Below are 15068 nucleotides of genomic sequence, written 5' to 3'. Positions count from 1 at the left end.
CGGAATGCGATGCCCGGACGGATCGTCCAAGCAGGTCAGAGGGGCTTAGGAGGATCCTCCTAGAGCGAGCGCCACCGAGGCCGCGGACGCCTCCGCGAACACCTCCCGGGCGATCGCCCACTCCTCCGGCCGCGCCTGCGCGAACCGCTCCCAGTTCCGGACGACGACCACGATCCCCCTCTCGACCGCGTCCGCCGGCCAGACGCCCGGGTCGGACAGGACGTCGGCCAGCGCGTCCCAGTTGCGGCCGAAATAGTCCGGCAGCCGCAGGTCGCGGGCGCAGCGGTCCATCAGGCCCGCCTTGTCGGTGACGCCGTCGAGGTCCAGCGTGACCACGAGCTCCGTCATCTCAGCACCGCCCGGAACGAGTCGTAGTGATCATCGGTGTAGTACACCTCGTCCCCCTGCCCGGTGACAATGCGCCGGGCTCCGCGGTCGCGCGAGCCCGGCGTGGGGACGGTGTATTCGTGGTAGTAACCGCGCTGTCGGGCGGGCAGGAGCCGTTCCCGGTTGGCGAAGACGGCGCCGTCCTTGGCGTACGGAAACGGCCCGCCGGCGTCGATGAGTGCGAGTGTCTCGCGGGCCTGCGCGGGCAGCCGTGCCACCCGGACGGTGGCCATGTCGCCGGCCCAGGACGGAGCGGTCCCGTCCGGGGCCGGGGCCGACGAGCACCCCGCCACCAGCAGGAGCAGACAGAGGACGAACCGCAGCGGCATGCCCCCCACGCTGCCACGGCCGCCCTCCCCCGACCTTTCGTCAGAGTCCGTCCGGGTCAGCCCTGTTCAACGCGGGCTTCGGCGTCGGCCCCGCCGTCATCAGCACATCCGCGGCGGACGTGTCCGTGACGAGGCTGGTGACCAGTCCGGACCGCAGCACCGCGTCGATCGCCATGGCCTTGCGGGCACCGCCCGCGATCGCCACGACCTCGGGGATACGGCGCAGCTGGTCCGCCTTGACCGTGATGCACCGCTCGCCCAGGTCCCGGCCCACCCGGCGCCCCTGGGCGTCGAAGAGGTGCGCGGACATCTCCGCAGCGACGCCGAGGGAGGCGTAGTGCGCCCGCTCCTCGTCGCTGAGCATGTCGTGCACCGTGGAGATGCCCGGCTCCCAGGAGCCGATCGAGACGCAGGCGACGGTGACCTTGTCGAAGTACTCGAAGGCCCGCGCGATCCCGGTCTGGTTCCGCAGCGCCGCCGCGGTGGCCGCGTCGGGCAGCAGCATCGGCGCGTAGATGGGGTGGGCGTCGCCGCCCGAGACCTGGGCCGCGCGCCGGACCGCCTCCACCGAACCGCGCTCGGCGGTCCCGGCGTCGTACACGCCCGTCAACTGCACCACCGTGCACGGCGGCAGCCGGTCGAGCGCCGCGGCCATGTGGATGGTGGAGCGGCCCCAGGCCAGGCCCAGGACATCGCCCTCGTTGACGAGCTCGCCGAGCAGGTCGGCGGCCGTCTCGCCGAGGTTCTCCGGGTCGGGCGAGTCCTCGGCCTCGGCCGGGGACTCAACCACGACGGCATGCCTGAGGCCGTACCGGGCGCGCAGCGCGTCCGAGCGCTCGGCGTCCAGCTCGGCCGGGACGCGGATCTCGATGCGTACGAGATCCCGTTCGAGGGCGGTCTCCAGGACCCGGGCCACCTTGAAGCGGCTCACGCCGAACTCCTCGGCGATCTGGATCTTCGACTTGCCCTCGAGGTAGAAGCGGCGGGCCATCGCCGCCGCCTGCACCAGCTCAGCGGGTCCCATCCGCATGGCTGACCGGCCCGCCGACATACCCGACACGGCCATCTCCTCACTGCTGTTCACACTCTGGATTCGCCGTTCATCCTTGCAGATCCGGCGGACTTGATCAGCCCTGATGGGAGCCGTTCACGTTCCTGTGGCTCAGTGGCCGCATGCCCAGGACGCCTTCGCGGTCGCTCCCTCCGCCTGGTTGCGCAGTGCACGTACCGCCTCGGCCGGGTCGGACGCGTTGTAGACGGCCGACCCGGCGACGAAGACGTCCGCCCCGGCGTCGGCGCACCGCTCGATGGTGGAGGCCGCGACACCGCCGTCCACCTGGAGCCACAGTTCGAGACCGTGCTTGCTGATCAACTCGCGGGTGCGGCGGATCTTCGGGAGCATGATGTCGAGGAACGCCTGTCCCCCGAAGCCCGGCTCCACGGTCATGATCAGCAGCATGTCGAGCTCGGGGAGCAGATCCTCGTACGGCTCGATGGGCGTCGCGGGCTTCAGCGCCATGGAGGCGCGGGCGCCCTTGGCCCGGATCTCCCGGGCGAGCCGGACCGGCGCGGCGGCCGCCTCGACGTGGAAGGTGACGGAACCGGCCCCCGCCTCGACGTACTGGGGCGCCCACCGATCGGGGGCCTCGATCATCAGATGGCAGTCCAGCGGGGTGTCCGTCGCACGGGCCAGGGACTCTACGACCGGCACACCGAGCGTGAGGTTCGGGACGAAATGGTTGTCCATGACGTCGACGTGGAGCCAGTCGGCTCCCTCCACCGCCTTCGCCTCGTCCGCGAGGCGGGCGAAGTCTGCGGACAGGATGCTGGGGTTGATCTGCACGGCCATGACCCAAGCCTCCCACGTCCGGGCACGAATGTTCGCGCCGGTCCAGACCTAAGCCGTTCATCGGATGTCGCTCCGGGGCGGTACGTGCCATATTGGGCCGCCGACCGTGCGGGCGAACGGCTGCGGGGGTGGCCATGACCGAGAACCGGGGCATCGCGCATCTGGTGTGCGGGCGACGGGCCAAGTGGGTCGTGCTGGTGCTGTGGCTGGTGGTGCTCTTCCTGACCGCTCCCCTCGCCTCCAAACTCACCGACGCCCAGGACAACGACGCCGCCTCCTGGCTGCCCGGCTCCGCCGAGTCCACCCAAGTCCTCCAGCTCTCCGAGGACTTCCGGCCCGAACAGATCCCCGCCGTCGTCATCTACGCGCGCGAGAGCGGCCTCACGGCCCAGGACAGGGCCCGGATCGCGGCGGACACCCGGCAGCTCAAGGAGCTCCGCGGCCACGGCGTCCGCGGCGCCGAGACCCGCGGCCCGGTCTACGACCGCCAGACGAACCCGCGCGCGGCCCAGGTCTACGTCCCCATCACGATGGACGAGAAGGGCTGGGAGGAGATCTCGCCCGCGGTCGACTCCATCCGCGACATCACCGGCAAGGGCGGCGGCGGCCTCGCCGTGCACATCACGGGTCCGGGCGGCACCTCCGCCGACTTCTCCGAGGCCTTCGAGGGCATCGACTCCACGCTGCTGCTGTCGGCGATGGGCGTGGTCATCGTGATGCTCCTGATCACCTACCGCAGCCCCACCCTCCTCCTGGTCCCGCTGCTGTCGGTGATCGCGGCCCTGTTCACCGCACAGGCCTTCATCTACCTGCTGGCCGAGCACGCGGGCCTGACGGTCAACGGCCAGAGCGCGGGCATCCTCACGGTCCTCGTCTTCGGCGCGGGGACGGACTACGCCCTGCTCCTGGTCGCCCGCTACCGGGAAGAGCTGCGCCGTCACGAGGACCGGCACGAGGCCATGGCGCTGGCGCTGCACCGGGCGGGCCCGGCGGTGATCGCCTCCGGCGCGACGGTGGTCCTGAGCATGCTGGTGCTGCTGGCCGCGGAGATGAACTCGACGCGGGGCCTGGGCCCGGTGGCCGCGATCGGCGTCGCGGTCGCCCTGCTGGCGATGATGAGCCTGTTCCCCGCCCTGCTGGTGATCTTCGGCCGCTGGATCTTCTGGCCGGCCGTCCCGCACTTCGGTACGGCGGACCCCACCGAACGCGGTGTGTGGGCCCGCACGGGCCGCCGTATCGCCCGCCGCCCCCGGCTGATCTGGGGCGTCACGGCGGCGGTCCTCGCGCTCTGCTCCCTCGGCCTGATCCAGCTGCGCGCGGAGGGCATCAGCAACGCGGACGCGTTCACCGGCAAGCCGGACTCGATCGTGGGGCAGGAGGTCTCGGCGAAGTACTTCCCGGCGGGCAGCGGCGACCCGTTGGTCATCGTCAGCAACCAGGCCCAGGCCCGCCAGGTGGGCGAGGCGGTGGCCGGCACACCCGGTGTCGTCCCCGCGTCACTGGGCCTGCCGCCGGGGACGAAACCGTCGTACGACGGCAAGGTGCTCTTCGAGGCGACGATGACCGCCCCCTCCGACAGCGAGGCCGCCAAACAGACGGTCGAACGCGTCCGTGCCGCCGTGCACGCGGTACCGGACGCCGACGCCCAGGTGGGCGGCGGTACGGCGGCCCTGCTCGACATGGACGCGGCCACCGCCCATGACAACGAGCTGATCATCCCGCTCGTCCTGGTCGTGGTCATGCTGATCCTGAGCGTCCTGCTGCGGGCGCTGATCGCCCCGCTGCTGCTGATCGGCACGGTGATCCTGTCGTTCGCGGCGGCCCTGGGCATCAGCGCGCTCGCGTTCAGGTACGTGTTCGACTACGCGGGCGAGGGGACGGACTTCCCGCTCTTCGTCTTCGTCTTCCTGGTCGCCCTGGGCATCGACTACAACATCTTCCTCACGACCCGCATCCGCGAGGAGGCGGCCCGCCAGGGCACCCGCCCCGGCGTGGTGACGGGCCTGGCGGCGACGGGCGCGGTGATCACGTCCGCGGGCCTGGTGCTGGCGGGCACCTTCGCGGCCCTGGGCACCCTGCCGATGGTCGCGTTCGCGGAGATCGGCTTCGCCGTGGCCCTGGGCATCATCCTGGACACGTTCGTGGTCAGGTCGGTGCTGGTGACGGCGTTGTTCCTGGACGCGGGGCCGCGGGTGTGGTGGCCGCACCGGTTGGCGAAGGAGGACGGCGCGGAAACGCCGGTGGTCGAGGAACCGGCAGTGGGTCAACGCCCTTAGGAGCCCGCCCTCAGGGGCGCGGGGAACTGCGCGACCAGCCACATCCAACCGGCACTCGCACGACAACCGCACCCCTAGGGCGACTGGGCGAACCTCACCCGGTCCGACGAATCAACGCCAGATACATCGCATCGGTCCCGTGCACATGCGGCCACAACTGGACATCGGGCCCCTCACCGAGCTCCGGCACACCCGGCAGCAGCGGCCGTGCGTCGATCAACTCGGCGTCCGGCACCTGCTTGAGCACGTCCTGCACGACGGCCCGCGTCTCGGCGAGGTGCGGCGAACAGGTGGCGTACCCGACGACGCCCCCCACCCGCACGGAGTCGAGCGCGGTCCGCAACAGCCCGCGCTGCAACGGCCCGAACCCCTCCAGGTCCTCGGGCCGCCGGCGCCAGCGCGCCTCGGGCCGCCGCCGCAAAGCACCCAGCCCGGTGCACGGCACGTCCATCAACACCCGGTCGAAGCTCCCCGGCCGCCACGGCGGCTTGGTCCCGTCCGCGGCGATGACCTGGTACGGCCCGGGATTCCCGGCCAACGCCTTGGCGACCAGCCCCGCTCGATGCGGCTGCTTCTCGGAGGCGAGCAGCGCGGCCCCGCGTTCCGCGGCGAGCGCACCCAGCAGCGCCGCCTTGCCGCCCGGCCCGGCACATCCGTCGAGCCACTTCTCGTCGGGCCCGTCGAGCGGTGCGTTGGCGAGGGCGACGGCCACCAGCTGGCTGCCCTCGTCCTGCACCCCGGCCCGCCCCTCGCGGACGGCCTCGATGGCCCCGGGCTCACCGCCCTCGGCCAGCCGCACGGCATACGGCGACCAGCGCCCGGCCACGGCCGACTCCTCCCGCAGCAACTCGTCGGTCGTGGCCCGCCCGGGCCGGGCGACGAGCGTGACCTCGGGCCGCTCGTTGTCGGCGGCGAGCAGCGCCTCGATCCCCGCGCGCCCGCCCCCGAGGGAGTCCCAGAGCGCGGAGACGACCCAGCGGGGGTGCGAGTGCACGACGGCGAGATGGTCCTCGGGGTCGTCGTCGTAAGGAGGCGCGACCTTGGCGATCCAACCCTCCAGGTCATCCTGCGCGACCTTGCGCAGCACGGCGTTGACGAACTTGGCCCGCCCGTCGCCGAGCACCACCCGGGCCAGCTCGACGGACGCGGACACGGCGGCGTGGGTGGGAATCCGGGTCCCGAGCAACTGGTGCACGCCGAGGCTCAGCACGTCCAGCACCGGCGGGTCGACCTCGCGCAGCGGCCGGTCGATGCAGGCGGCGATGACCGCGTCGTACGTCCCCTGCCGTCGCAGCGTCCCGTACACCAGCTCGGTCGCGAGCGCGGCGTCCCGTCCGTCGAACTTCTCGGGCCCCTCCTTCTCCCGCGCCTTGCGCAGCAGCGGCGGCAGAACGAGGTTGGCGTAGGCGTCCCGCTCGTCCACCGCCCGCAGCGCCTCGAAGGCGAGCATGCGGACGGGGTCCTTCTTGGGCCGACGGTAGGGCTTGCCGGCCGGGCGGGGCCGACGGGACTGGTCGCTCACGAAAAAGGTGCTCCGGATGTCTTGAGGGAATACGCGTCAAGCGTACGTCCCCCGTACGACCCCCTGGCCGCACACCCACAGCCGACGACGGCCGTACAACAGGCGCCCGGCCACCAGCCACCAGCCACCAGCCACCGGCCACCGGCCACCGGCCACTGCGTACGACTTATCGGCCGACGACCTCTCCCTCGCCGATCCGCACCCCGCGCGCCCAGTCGGCGGCTCGCATCGGCTTCTTGCCCTGGGCCTGCACCCACAGCAGCTCGACGGCGTAGGAGCCGGTGCCGACATGGACGCTGTTCTTGCCGACGGCAAGCTGCCCCGGCGTCAGGTCGGTCCGCTCGGGCACCGGCGTGACCTGGATGAGCTTGAGCCGCTCGCCGCGGAAGACGGTCCAGGCGCCCGGCGCGGGCGTGCACCCCCGCACGACCCGGTCGACGCGCAGCGCCGGAGTCGCCCAGTCCACCAGCGCGTCCTCGACGGTGATCTTCGGCGCGAGCGTGATGCCCTCGCTCGGCTGCGGTACGGCCTTCAGGGTGCCGTCCTCGATGCCGTCCATGGTGGCGGCGAGCAGCCCGGCGCCGGCGAAGGCGAGCCGGGTCAGCAGGTCGCCGCTGGTGTCGGTGGCGCGGATCTCCTCGGTGACCGTCCCGTACACGGGCCCGGAGTCGAGACCTTCCTCGATGAGGAAGGTGGAGGCACCGGTGATCTCGTCCCCCGCCATGATGGAGTGCTGCACGGGCGCGGCCCCACGCCAGGCGGGCAGCAGTGAGAAGTGCAGGTTGACCCAGCCGTGGACGGGGACGTCGAGGGCGACGCGGGGCAGCAGGGCGCCGTAGGCGACGACGGGACAGCAGTCGGGGGCGATCTCGCGAAGCCGCTCCAGAAACTCCGGGTCCCTCGGCTTGAGGGGCTTCAGCACCTCGATGCCCGCTTCCTCCGCCCGCTCCGCGACGGGGCTCGCGATCAGCCTGCGTCCACGTCCGGCCGGCGCGTCGGGCCGCGTGACGACGGCGGCCACCTCGTGCCGCCCGGAGGCGATCAGAGCGTCCAGAGCGGGAACGGCGACTTCGGGGGTACCGGCGAAGACGAGCTTCATGGGTGGGTAGGGGCCTCTCGGGCGAGGTGGACGGGCGGGCAGCGTCCAAGTCTATGACCGCGAGCGGAAACCCGCCGACGCTGATGACGCCCACGACCGCGTCCGCACCCTCCGAGGCGCGAACCGCCCCTTCCCGGCGCACGCATATGCCACCACGCCCCCACAGCGTGACCAGCGGAGCGCAAACGCGTTGGTCAAGAAAGAGTTGACCACAACGGGCCGCAGTTGCGGCCCGATCCTTTTCAACGCCGGTTCGAGAGGCTTGTTCATGGCCGACCACGCAACCCACGACGCCCAGGCTCGGGCCAGCCTGCACTTGCTGGTGCGGGACATCGAGCGGGTCCGCCGGCAGGTGGACGCGTTGCGCACGCTCACCGCCCAGTTGGGCAACGTCTACCGCCCGCGCCGCTCCGGCCCCTCCACGGGCTTCGTCGTCTACGGACGCGCCCCCGCTCCGACCGTGCGTCTCGCGCAGGAGCTGCGGGACAGTGTCGAGACCCTGGTCACGGCCGCGGTCGACTTCGACCGCTCGCTGGGCTTCTCCTGGGACGCGGTGGGTTCGGCGCTCGGCGTCACCAAGCAGGCGGTGCACCGCCGTTACGGCGCGCGTCGCGCCGCGGCCCAGGCGGCGGCCGACGCCGAGCGGACCACCGACACGTCGGCCACCCGCACCGTGGGCGTCAACACCGGCATGCCCACGATGCCGACGGTCCCCGCGGCCCGCTCGATGCCGACCCAGCCGACGGCCGGCAGCCCGGCGCTGCGCGACGAGGTGAGGCCCACGGCCTTCCCCGGCCCCCGCAACGGCTGACCCACGCCCGCCCCCCTGCCCTCCCGGACTACCGGGAGGGCAGCCGCATGCCTGCCCACCCCCACCCGCACCCCCAACCCCCAACCCCCGGCCCCCGGCCCCCGGCCCACGGCCCACGGCCCATGAGCCTCCCCCACAACCCGCCACGCGCAAGCCTCAGCCGCAACCCGACAGCCTCAGCCGCCGCCCTCACCCGTCACCCGCAAGCCGCCGACGACGCTCAGCCCCCACAGGGGCCACCCGCACCCGACAACGAAACCCGCACGGGCGATGCGGGTGGAAACCCCAAACCCGGCCGAAGGCCGGGTGCCCCCCCACCACCCGCACCACAAACAAACACCCGTCACCCAATATCCGGCGGATCAACCCGCACCCGCACAGCAACCTCCCCCCCAGCCGCCCCACGAGCCATCCGAGCAGCCTGCGCAGCCTTCAGCGCAGCAGCCAACGCCGCCCCCCGCCCCGGCGGCACCCGAATCAACACCCGCTCCCACCGCTCCCCCGGCGGCGGCGCCCCCACCCTCCGAGGTCCTCGAACAGCCGTCACCGGCAACGGCACCGGCCCCAACACCTCAGCCTCCCCCGGCAGTTCCACCGCCCCCAGAAACGCCGCAACCCCCTCCGGCGGCCCAGAAACCGCCGCCATCCGCGACACCGGCGGAAACCCCAGCTCAGCCCGCTCGGAGAGCTCCCGCACCGCATGCCCGACGGGATCCCACCGCACCAACGCCTGCACCGGCCGCAACGTCGGCTCGGCAACGACGACAACCGTCCCCCCGGCCCCATGCCCCCGCACCAACGCCGCGGCCGCGATCCACCGCCGCAACGCATCCTCACCGGCCCGCAGATCGGGCCGCCCGAGCATGGCCCAGCCGTCCAGCAGCAGAGCTGCCGCATACCCACCCTCAGCCACCGGCTCCGCCCCCGGCGTACTCACCACGAGCGCGGGCGCCCCCGGCACGGTGTCCAGCACATGCTCCCGCCCCGACGTCCGCACCGGCACAGCCGGAAACGCCCGCCCCAGCTCCTCCGCCGTCCGCCGGGCCCCCACGACCTGAGCCCGCAGCCGGAACCCGCCGCACTCCGGACAGTGCCAGGCGCCGTCCTCACGCCCGCACCATCCGCACCGCAGCGCGTCCACACCCTCCTGGGCCTCCAACGGCCCCGCACAATGCCGACACCGCGCAGGCGCCCGGCAGTTGGCACAAGCCATCCGCGGCACGTACCCCCGCCGCGGAACCTGCACCAGCACCGGCCCCTGCTTCAGCCCTTCTCTGACGGCCTGCCAGGCAAGGGTGGGCAACCGAGCGGCCCGCGCCGCCTCGTCCCGCGCCAGATCTCCGTCCCCCACGGTCCGTACGAGCGGCGCGGCCCCCCGCACCTGCTCCCGCCCGGCGACGAGCGGCCGGGCCCACCCGCTCTCGACAAGCTGCGCGGCCTCCACCGTGCAGCTCCAACTCCCCAACAGAAAACCGCACTTGTCCAGCGCGGCCCGCAACAGCAACACCTCACGCGCATGCGGCTGCGGCGCATGCGGCTCGCTGTGGCTGTCGTCCCCGTCGTCCCAGATGGCGACGAGCCCAAGATCTCGCACCGGCGCGAACATGGCGGCCCGGGTACCGACCACGGCCCGCACACTCCCCCGCCGCACCGCCAGCCACTCCCGATACCGCTTCTCGGGCCCGGCATCGGCGGTGAGCACGGCATGCCGCCCCTCCCCGAGCAACGAGGTGAGCGCGGCGTCCACTCGCGCGACGGCCCGCCCGTCCGGCACCACGACCAGCGCCCCCCGCCCGGAGGCAAGCGTGGCGACGACAGCCCGAGCCAGCTCCTCACTCCACTCGGGCCCGGGCAACGCGTTCCAGACAGCCCGCGGCGCCCCACCCGAGGCGAGCGCCTCCAGGAACCCGGCCCCCCGCTCGTACCTCCCCCAGGACCCGGCGTCGGGCGCACCGGGCGGTGGCAGCGGCTCCGGCGAGGCTCGTTGCTCGGCCCGAGCGCTCCGCGGCGGCACGGCCAACTGCAACACATCGGCAAGACTCCCCGCGTACCGATCGGCAACGGCCCGAGCCAGCCCCAGCAACTCCGGCCCGAGCACCGGCTCGGGCGACACGACCTGGGCCAGCGCGGCCAACGGCCCGGAGTAGTCCGTCTCGGCGACCCGCTCGACGAGAAACCCGTCGATCAGCCCCCCACCCTCACGCCGCCCGTCCCGCACCCGCCCCCGCCCGGCCCCGAACCGCACCCGGACCCGCACCCCGGGCTGCGCCTCGGCATCGAGCTCCTCCGGCACCGCGTAATCGAAGTACCGATCCAGGTGCAGCACACCCTTGTCGACAAGAACCCGGGCAACCGGCAGTTCCTTGGCCGGCGCGGCCCCCCGCCAGGTCCGCGGCTTCGCCCGCGGCACCTTGGCCTTCTTCACACTCTCCCGAATGAACGCAAGCTGCTCAGGCGGCGCCCCCTCGCCCCCGCCACCGACCTGCTCATCCTCGCTGCTCACCCTTGCATTCTTACCAAACCCGACTGACATCCAACGCCGCCCGGCCCCCTCGCCGGTCCCCTGTCCAGCCCCGGGCAACGAGCACCTGCCACCGCCGCCCGTAGTGCCCGGAAACCTGCGAGGAACGAATCCACAAGTCCGCCGCATCGGCCATTTCCCTTGCTGATCCGGCCTCCGCGACCGAGTTCCGGTTGCCCGTGTCACCAAGCCCGGTATCAGAACTGGAAACGGGAAACTCAGCCGACCGCCTTGCCCGAGCCACGCACCCGGCCGACGCTGAGGTGACCGGACGCCCGGGCATCGGCGTCGTCGGCTCAAGGGGGGTCAGGTGCTGGAGCAGCCGCGTGTGTTCGGGGCCGAGTTACGCCGACTGCGCCTCGGGGCCGGCCTCACCCTGGCCCAGCTCGCCGCGTCGGTGCACTACAGCAAGGGACAGCTCAGCAAGATCGAGACAGGAGCAAAGCGCCCCAGCATCGAGCTCGCCCGTCTCTGCGACGCCGCCCTCGATGCCCGGGGGGCACTGACCGCACTGGTTCCCAGCAGACCCGCACGGACGCAGGCCGAGAACCTCGCGGACACGCTACCGCCCCGGTCTTCCGTTCCCTCCTTGCGTGCAGAACCAGGGACCGCGCCCACCGTGCCGCACGCGTTTCCCTCCACCGGCAGGCGCGCGACCGCCCCTTCTCGGAGGCAGGTCATCGCCGTAGGCGCCGCGTCGGTCATCGCCGCCGGAACCGTCGACCCACAGCCCGCGACGGCCGAGCCCCACGACGGGACCGCCCTGGGCGCCTATCGCGTGCTGCTGGGCCAGTACCGCCGTATCGGACAGATGTCACCGCCGGACGTCCTGCTCCAGGTGCTGGCCGAACAGACCCGGGCCCTGACCACGCTGGCTGCCCGCTCCGGGTCCAGGACCGGGCACGAGCTGCTCGCGCTGGCCGCCCGCTTCGCCGAGTACACCGGCTGGCTGGCTCAGGAAGCGGGTGCCGAGCCGGCGGCACTGCACTGGACCGCGCACGCCGTCGAGCTGGCCGACGCCTGCGGAGACCACGACCTGGCCTCGTACGCCCTCGTGAGGCGCGCCCTCATCACGTACTACCGCGGTGAGGCCGCCGACACGATCGCCTTGGCCAAGGGCGCCTGTTCCGGGAGCCTGCCCCCGCGCGTCCGCGGCTTGGCCGCCCAGCGCGCCGGGCAGGGGTACGCCATAGCGGGTGACCACCGGGCGTGCATGCGCGCCCTCGACCAGGCCCGTACGCTCCTCGCCGAGGAACCGAGCACGGTCGGCGCACCCGTCCTGGGCCCGACCCACCTCGTCGATCCGGTGTCCATGATCACGGGCTGGTGCCTGGTCGACCTGGGCAGGCCGCGCGCGGGGGCCGAGATCCTGGACCAGGAGTGCGCCCGGGTACCGGCCGACGCCTGGCGCACGCAGGCCCGCTACGGCGTCCGTCGCGCCCTCGCACACGCCCTGGCCGGCGAGACGGAACGTGCCTGCGAACTGGCAGACCGGCTGCTCCCGCTGGCGGCCGGCGTCGCCTCCGCAACCGTCACTACGGATCTGCGCCGCCTCGCACGCACCCTGGCCCGCCACCCCCGTAACCAGTCGTACCTGGCCATCGCCCCGCAGCTCACGGCGGCTCTGAGCTCTGCTCCCTGACACGAGTCACGCGTCCCCGTCACTGCCCTTCCACCCGAGAGGCCCTTCGCCATGCCCGACATCTTCATCAACTACCGCACAGGGGACGGCGAGCACCTCGCCACCATCCTCGACCGGGAACTCAGCCACCGCTTCGGCCCCGCGGTGGGCTTCCGGGCCAGCAAGTCGATCAAGCCGGGCCAGAAGTTCGCCGCCGAACTGCTCCGCGGCGTGCGCCGGTCCAGCGTTCTGCTCGCCGTCATCGGCCCCGGTTGGACCGCGTCACCCGCGCTGCACGACGAGGACGACTGGGTACGCAGGGAGATACTTGAGGCGTTCCAGTGCGGTATCCCCGTGGTGCCGGTCCTGGGTGGCCGTCGGATGGAGCGCCTGCGCGACGAGGACCTCCCCGCCCCACTGGCCCAGCTGGCCGAAATCCAGTCCCTGCGTTACGACAACCAGAACGCCGAGGCCGATCTCGATCGCATCGTCGCCGAGCTGGTGGACCTGGTGCCGGAGTTGGCGAAGCCGGAGCAACCGGATCGCGCAGCACCGACCGGCGAGGCGGGCGATGTCCGCAACGAGGTCGGGAGGGGTGCGCGCGGCCCGGTGTTCCAGGGCCGGGACTTCTCAGGTGACGTGGGCGGCACAGTGATCAAGAACAACAGCGGTCCGGTCCACGCTGGTAAGGGCGACCAGAACAACCACTACCACCGCAGGCCCGAACTCCCGGACGACGCCCGATGAGGGATCCGTTCACGCAGGTCACGAACGCTCAGTCCGTGTTCTCTGGAAGCGGCACGCAGAACAACTACTTCGGGGCCGGGTATGACTTCACCAGGGAGAGCACCCGTCCCCTGGCCCTGGACCATCTGGCCTGGCTCAGGCGCCGGTTCGTCGAGCCCAAGGGATTCCGGCGAGCCCAGGACGTCCTCGCCGAGACCAACACCGTTCTGGTCGACAGCACTCCCGGGAGCGGGAGAAGCGCCACCGCCCGCATGCTGTTGTACCGATCCTCCGAGCCGCGTGGACAGCTCCATGAAGTGCTCCCGGAGGACAACGACGGCAAGCCGCGGCTCGATCTCCGTGAAATCGACGGCGGGCAGCGCCTGTTGCTCGACCTGTCCGCGAAGGACAGTACCGAGTGGGCCGCGCTGCACCAGCAACTCCCCGCCTTCCACGAGACCGTACGCAAACGGGGCGCGCGCTTGGCCGTCGTCCTGCCGCACCCGATACCCGGCATGCTCCACCCGGAGCTCGGACCGCACCTGGTCTCCCTCGTCCGGCCGGCCGCCGACGCAGTATTGCGGCGGGCTCTGCGCAGGGAGCTGTCGCTGGACTCGATGACGTCGTGGCCGGAGGAACTCGGTCACTATCTGCGCGGCGATCCGGCCCTGCAGGATGTCGCCCGTCTCTGCCACCTCATCGCAGAAGCCCACAGAGCGGACCGCGCGGCCGGTTTCGCCCAGTGGTGCCTCACCGCGCTGGCCGCCGTCAACCGGCTCCCGGATGACGTCGCGACGCATGTGGTGGCGCTCACCGACAGCAGGCAGAAGGCCCTGTTGCTGACCACCGCGATGCTGGACGAGTCACGCTCGGACGCCGTGTACGACCTCTGCGAGGCCCTTCTCCGGGCGGTGAAGCAGCCCAAGGACGACCGCCCGTTGCTGGAGCGAGAAGACCTCTCTCAACGGTTCCGCGAGATCAAGGCTGCACCGGACGCCGACGGCCGCGTGCGCTTCACGGTCCTGGACTACGCCCAGGCGGTACGCACTCACTTCTGGAACCACATGCCCGGCCTGCGCGGCACACTGCTGGACTGGGTGGCCAGTAGCATCGGCCTGAAATCGCTCACGGATCGAGACCGCGCCGCTCTGTGCGCGCACCTGACCGAACAGGTGCTCCGTACCGGACGATTCGACGACCTGTCGCCCCTCATCGGGGCATGGACCCGGCGGCCGGGCACCGGCACCAGACTGGCAGCGGGTCAGGTGCTCGCCGACGGCATCCGCCACCCGGTCCACGGCCGCGACTTCCGCGCCCAGATCTACCAGTGGTCGCGGGACAGCTCCATCGGTGAGGAGCTGTCCAAGGTCCTCGTCGATGTCTGCGCAGGCCCGTTGAGCGAGCGCTATCCGGATCAGGCCATGGTGCGCCTTCATCACCTGGCGCGGCAGCCCCGTCCCCGCCCGGACGCGGAGGCGCGGCTGGCCGAGCTCTCGCTACGCGATCACCGCCTTCGCCGCCGGATGCTGTACCGGCTGGGTGACTACCTCTCACGAGACGTCAAGAAGGCCGACGTCAGGCTGTTCGTCCTCCTCACCGATCCGGCACAGCTCATGGAAGCCGGCCCCCATCCACGGGCCCTGCTGGAGGAATCCGGCGTGCGCGAGGCTGTGACCACGGGATGGGACGCCCTCCTAGGCGCCACATCGCCCTCACTGTGGAGCCACCACCTGACCACCTGGCTGACCGCGGCGGAAAAGCCGGAGGACGGGTGTCAGGACCGGCTCCTCGACATCCTGGTCACCGCTTGCCGAGGACACCCGAACGCCTTGGCGCGGCTCTACGCCCTCTCCGTGCGCCACGCGGTGGAACCGGTACTGCTCCGCAAGATCGACGCCGCCCAGGGCATCGGCGCATCCCACTGAAC

The 15068-nt window shown here is 72.0% G+C and carries 12 protein-coding genes; 5 read left to right on the top strand and 7 right to left on the bottom strand.

The window, feature by feature from the left end; translation table 11 throughout:
* Nucleotides 1–45: 45 nt before the first annotated feature.
* The 4 genes from DI272_RS40765 to rpe all read right to left on the bottom strand — a co-directional run bounded on the left by DI272_RS40765 (nucleotide 46) and on the right by rpe (nucleotide 2565).
* A complete protein-coding gene (locus tag DI272_RS40765) occupies nucleotides 46–348 on the bottom strand; it encodes a barstar family protein (RefSeq protein WP_109500182.1) in 303 nt (100 codons plus the stop codon).
* Nucleotides 345–716: a ribonuclease domain-containing protein gene (locus tag DI272_RS40760; protein WP_109500181.1), complete on the bottom strand. Its 372-nt coding sequence runs from the start codon at nucleotides 714–716 to the stop codon at nucleotides 345–347. Before DI272_RS40760 ends, DI272_RS40765 begins: the two co-directional genes overlap by 4 nt.
* 40 nt (nucleotides 717–756) lie before the next feature.
* On the bottom strand, nucleotides 757–1800 hold the full coding sequence (locus tag DI272_RS40755) for a sugar-binding transcriptional regulator (RefSeq protein WP_181387473.1): 1044 nt from the start codon (nucleotides 1798–1800) through the stop codon (nucleotides 757–759).
* A 78-nt stretch (nucleotides 1801–1878) separates the two neighbouring features.
* Nucleotides 1879–2565 carry a ribulose-phosphate 3-epimerase gene (gene rpe / locus DI272_RS40750; protein ID WP_079308753.1) on the bottom strand — a complete coding sequence of 229 codons (687 nt, stop codon included), beginning with the start codon at nucleotides 2563–2565 and terminating at the stop codon, nucleotides 1879–1881.
* Nucleotides 2566–2699: 134 nt separating this feature from the next.
* Between rpe and DI272_RS40745 the strand changes: the two genes are divergently transcribed.
* Complete coding sequence (locus DI272_RS40745; RefSeq protein WP_109500179.1) at nucleotides 2700–4841, top strand: MMPL family transporter; 2142 nt, start codon at nucleotides 2700–2702, stop codon at nucleotides 4839–4841.
* A 94-nt stretch (nucleotides 4842–4935) separates the two neighbouring features.
* Here the strand turns inward: DI272_RS40745 and DI272_RS40740 are convergent, their stop codons facing one another.
* The gene (locus DI272_RS40740; RefSeq protein WP_109500178.1) at nucleotides 4936–6363 is read right to left on the bottom strand and encodes an RsmB/NOP family class I SAM-dependent RNA methyltransferase; all 1428 of its coding nucleotides are present in this window, start codon (nucleotides 6361–6363) and stop codon (nucleotides 4936–4938) included.
* A gap of 166 nt (nucleotides 6364–6529) precedes the next feature.
* Nucleotides 6530–7462: a methionyl-tRNA formyltransferase gene (fmt, locus tag DI272_RS40735; protein WP_109500177.1), complete on the bottom strand. Its 933-nt coding sequence runs from the start codon at nucleotides 7460–7462 to the stop codon at nucleotides 6530–6532.
* A gap of 268 nt (nucleotides 7463–7730) precedes the next feature.
* Between fmt and DI272_RS40730 the strand changes: the two genes are divergently transcribed.
* Nucleotides 7731–8273: a hypothetical protein gene (locus DI272_RS40730; protein WP_109500176.1), complete on the top strand. Its 543-nt coding sequence runs from the start codon at nucleotides 7731–7733 to the stop codon at nucleotides 8271–8273.
* Nucleotides 8274–8616: 343 nt separating this feature from the next.
* Here the strand turns inward: DI272_RS40730 and DI272_RS40725 are convergent, their stop codons facing one another.
* Nucleotides 8617–10776 (bottom strand): primosomal protein N', encoded by a 2160-nt coding sequence (locus DI272_RS40725; protein ID WP_109500175.1) that lies wholly within the window; start codon nucleotides 10774–10776, stop codon nucleotides 8617–8619.
* Nucleotides 10777–11104: 328 nt separating this feature from the next.
* Here DI272_RS40725 and DI272_RS40720 point away from each other — a divergent pair, with 328 nt between their 5' ends.
* The 3 genes from DI272_RS40720 to DI272_RS40710 are packed head-to-tail and all read left to right on the top strand — an operon-like array spanning nucleotide 11105 to nucleotide 15066.
* Nucleotides 11105–12436, top strand: coding sequence for a helix-turn-helix domain-containing protein (locus DI272_RS40720; protein WP_109500174.1), 1332 nt, complete (start codon nucleotides 11105–11107; stop codon nucleotides 12434–12436).
* 51 nt (nucleotides 12437–12487) lie between these two features.
* On the top strand, nucleotides 12488–13162 hold the full coding sequence (locus tag DI272_RS40715; protein WP_109500173.1) for a toll/interleukin-1 receptor domain-containing protein: 675 nt from the start codon (nucleotides 12488–12490) through the stop codon (nucleotides 13160–13162).
* Between the two features lie 35 nt (nucleotides 13163–13197).
* On the top strand, nucleotides 13198–15066 hold the full coding sequence (locus DI272_RS40710; RefSeq protein ID WP_146238424.1) for a hypothetical protein: 1869 nt from the start codon (nucleotides 13198–13200) through the stop codon (nucleotides 15064–15066).
* The last annotated feature ends 2 nt before the right edge of the window (nucleotides 15067–15068 follow it).

It is taken from the genome of Streptomyces sp. Act143, from assembly GCF_003143935.1.
Classification (GTDB): Bacteria; Actinomycetota; Actinomycetes; order Streptomycetales; family Streptomycetaceae; genus Streptomyces.
Note: the sequence above shows the minus strand (reverse complement) of the source record. Positions and strands in the feature narration are given on the sequence as shown.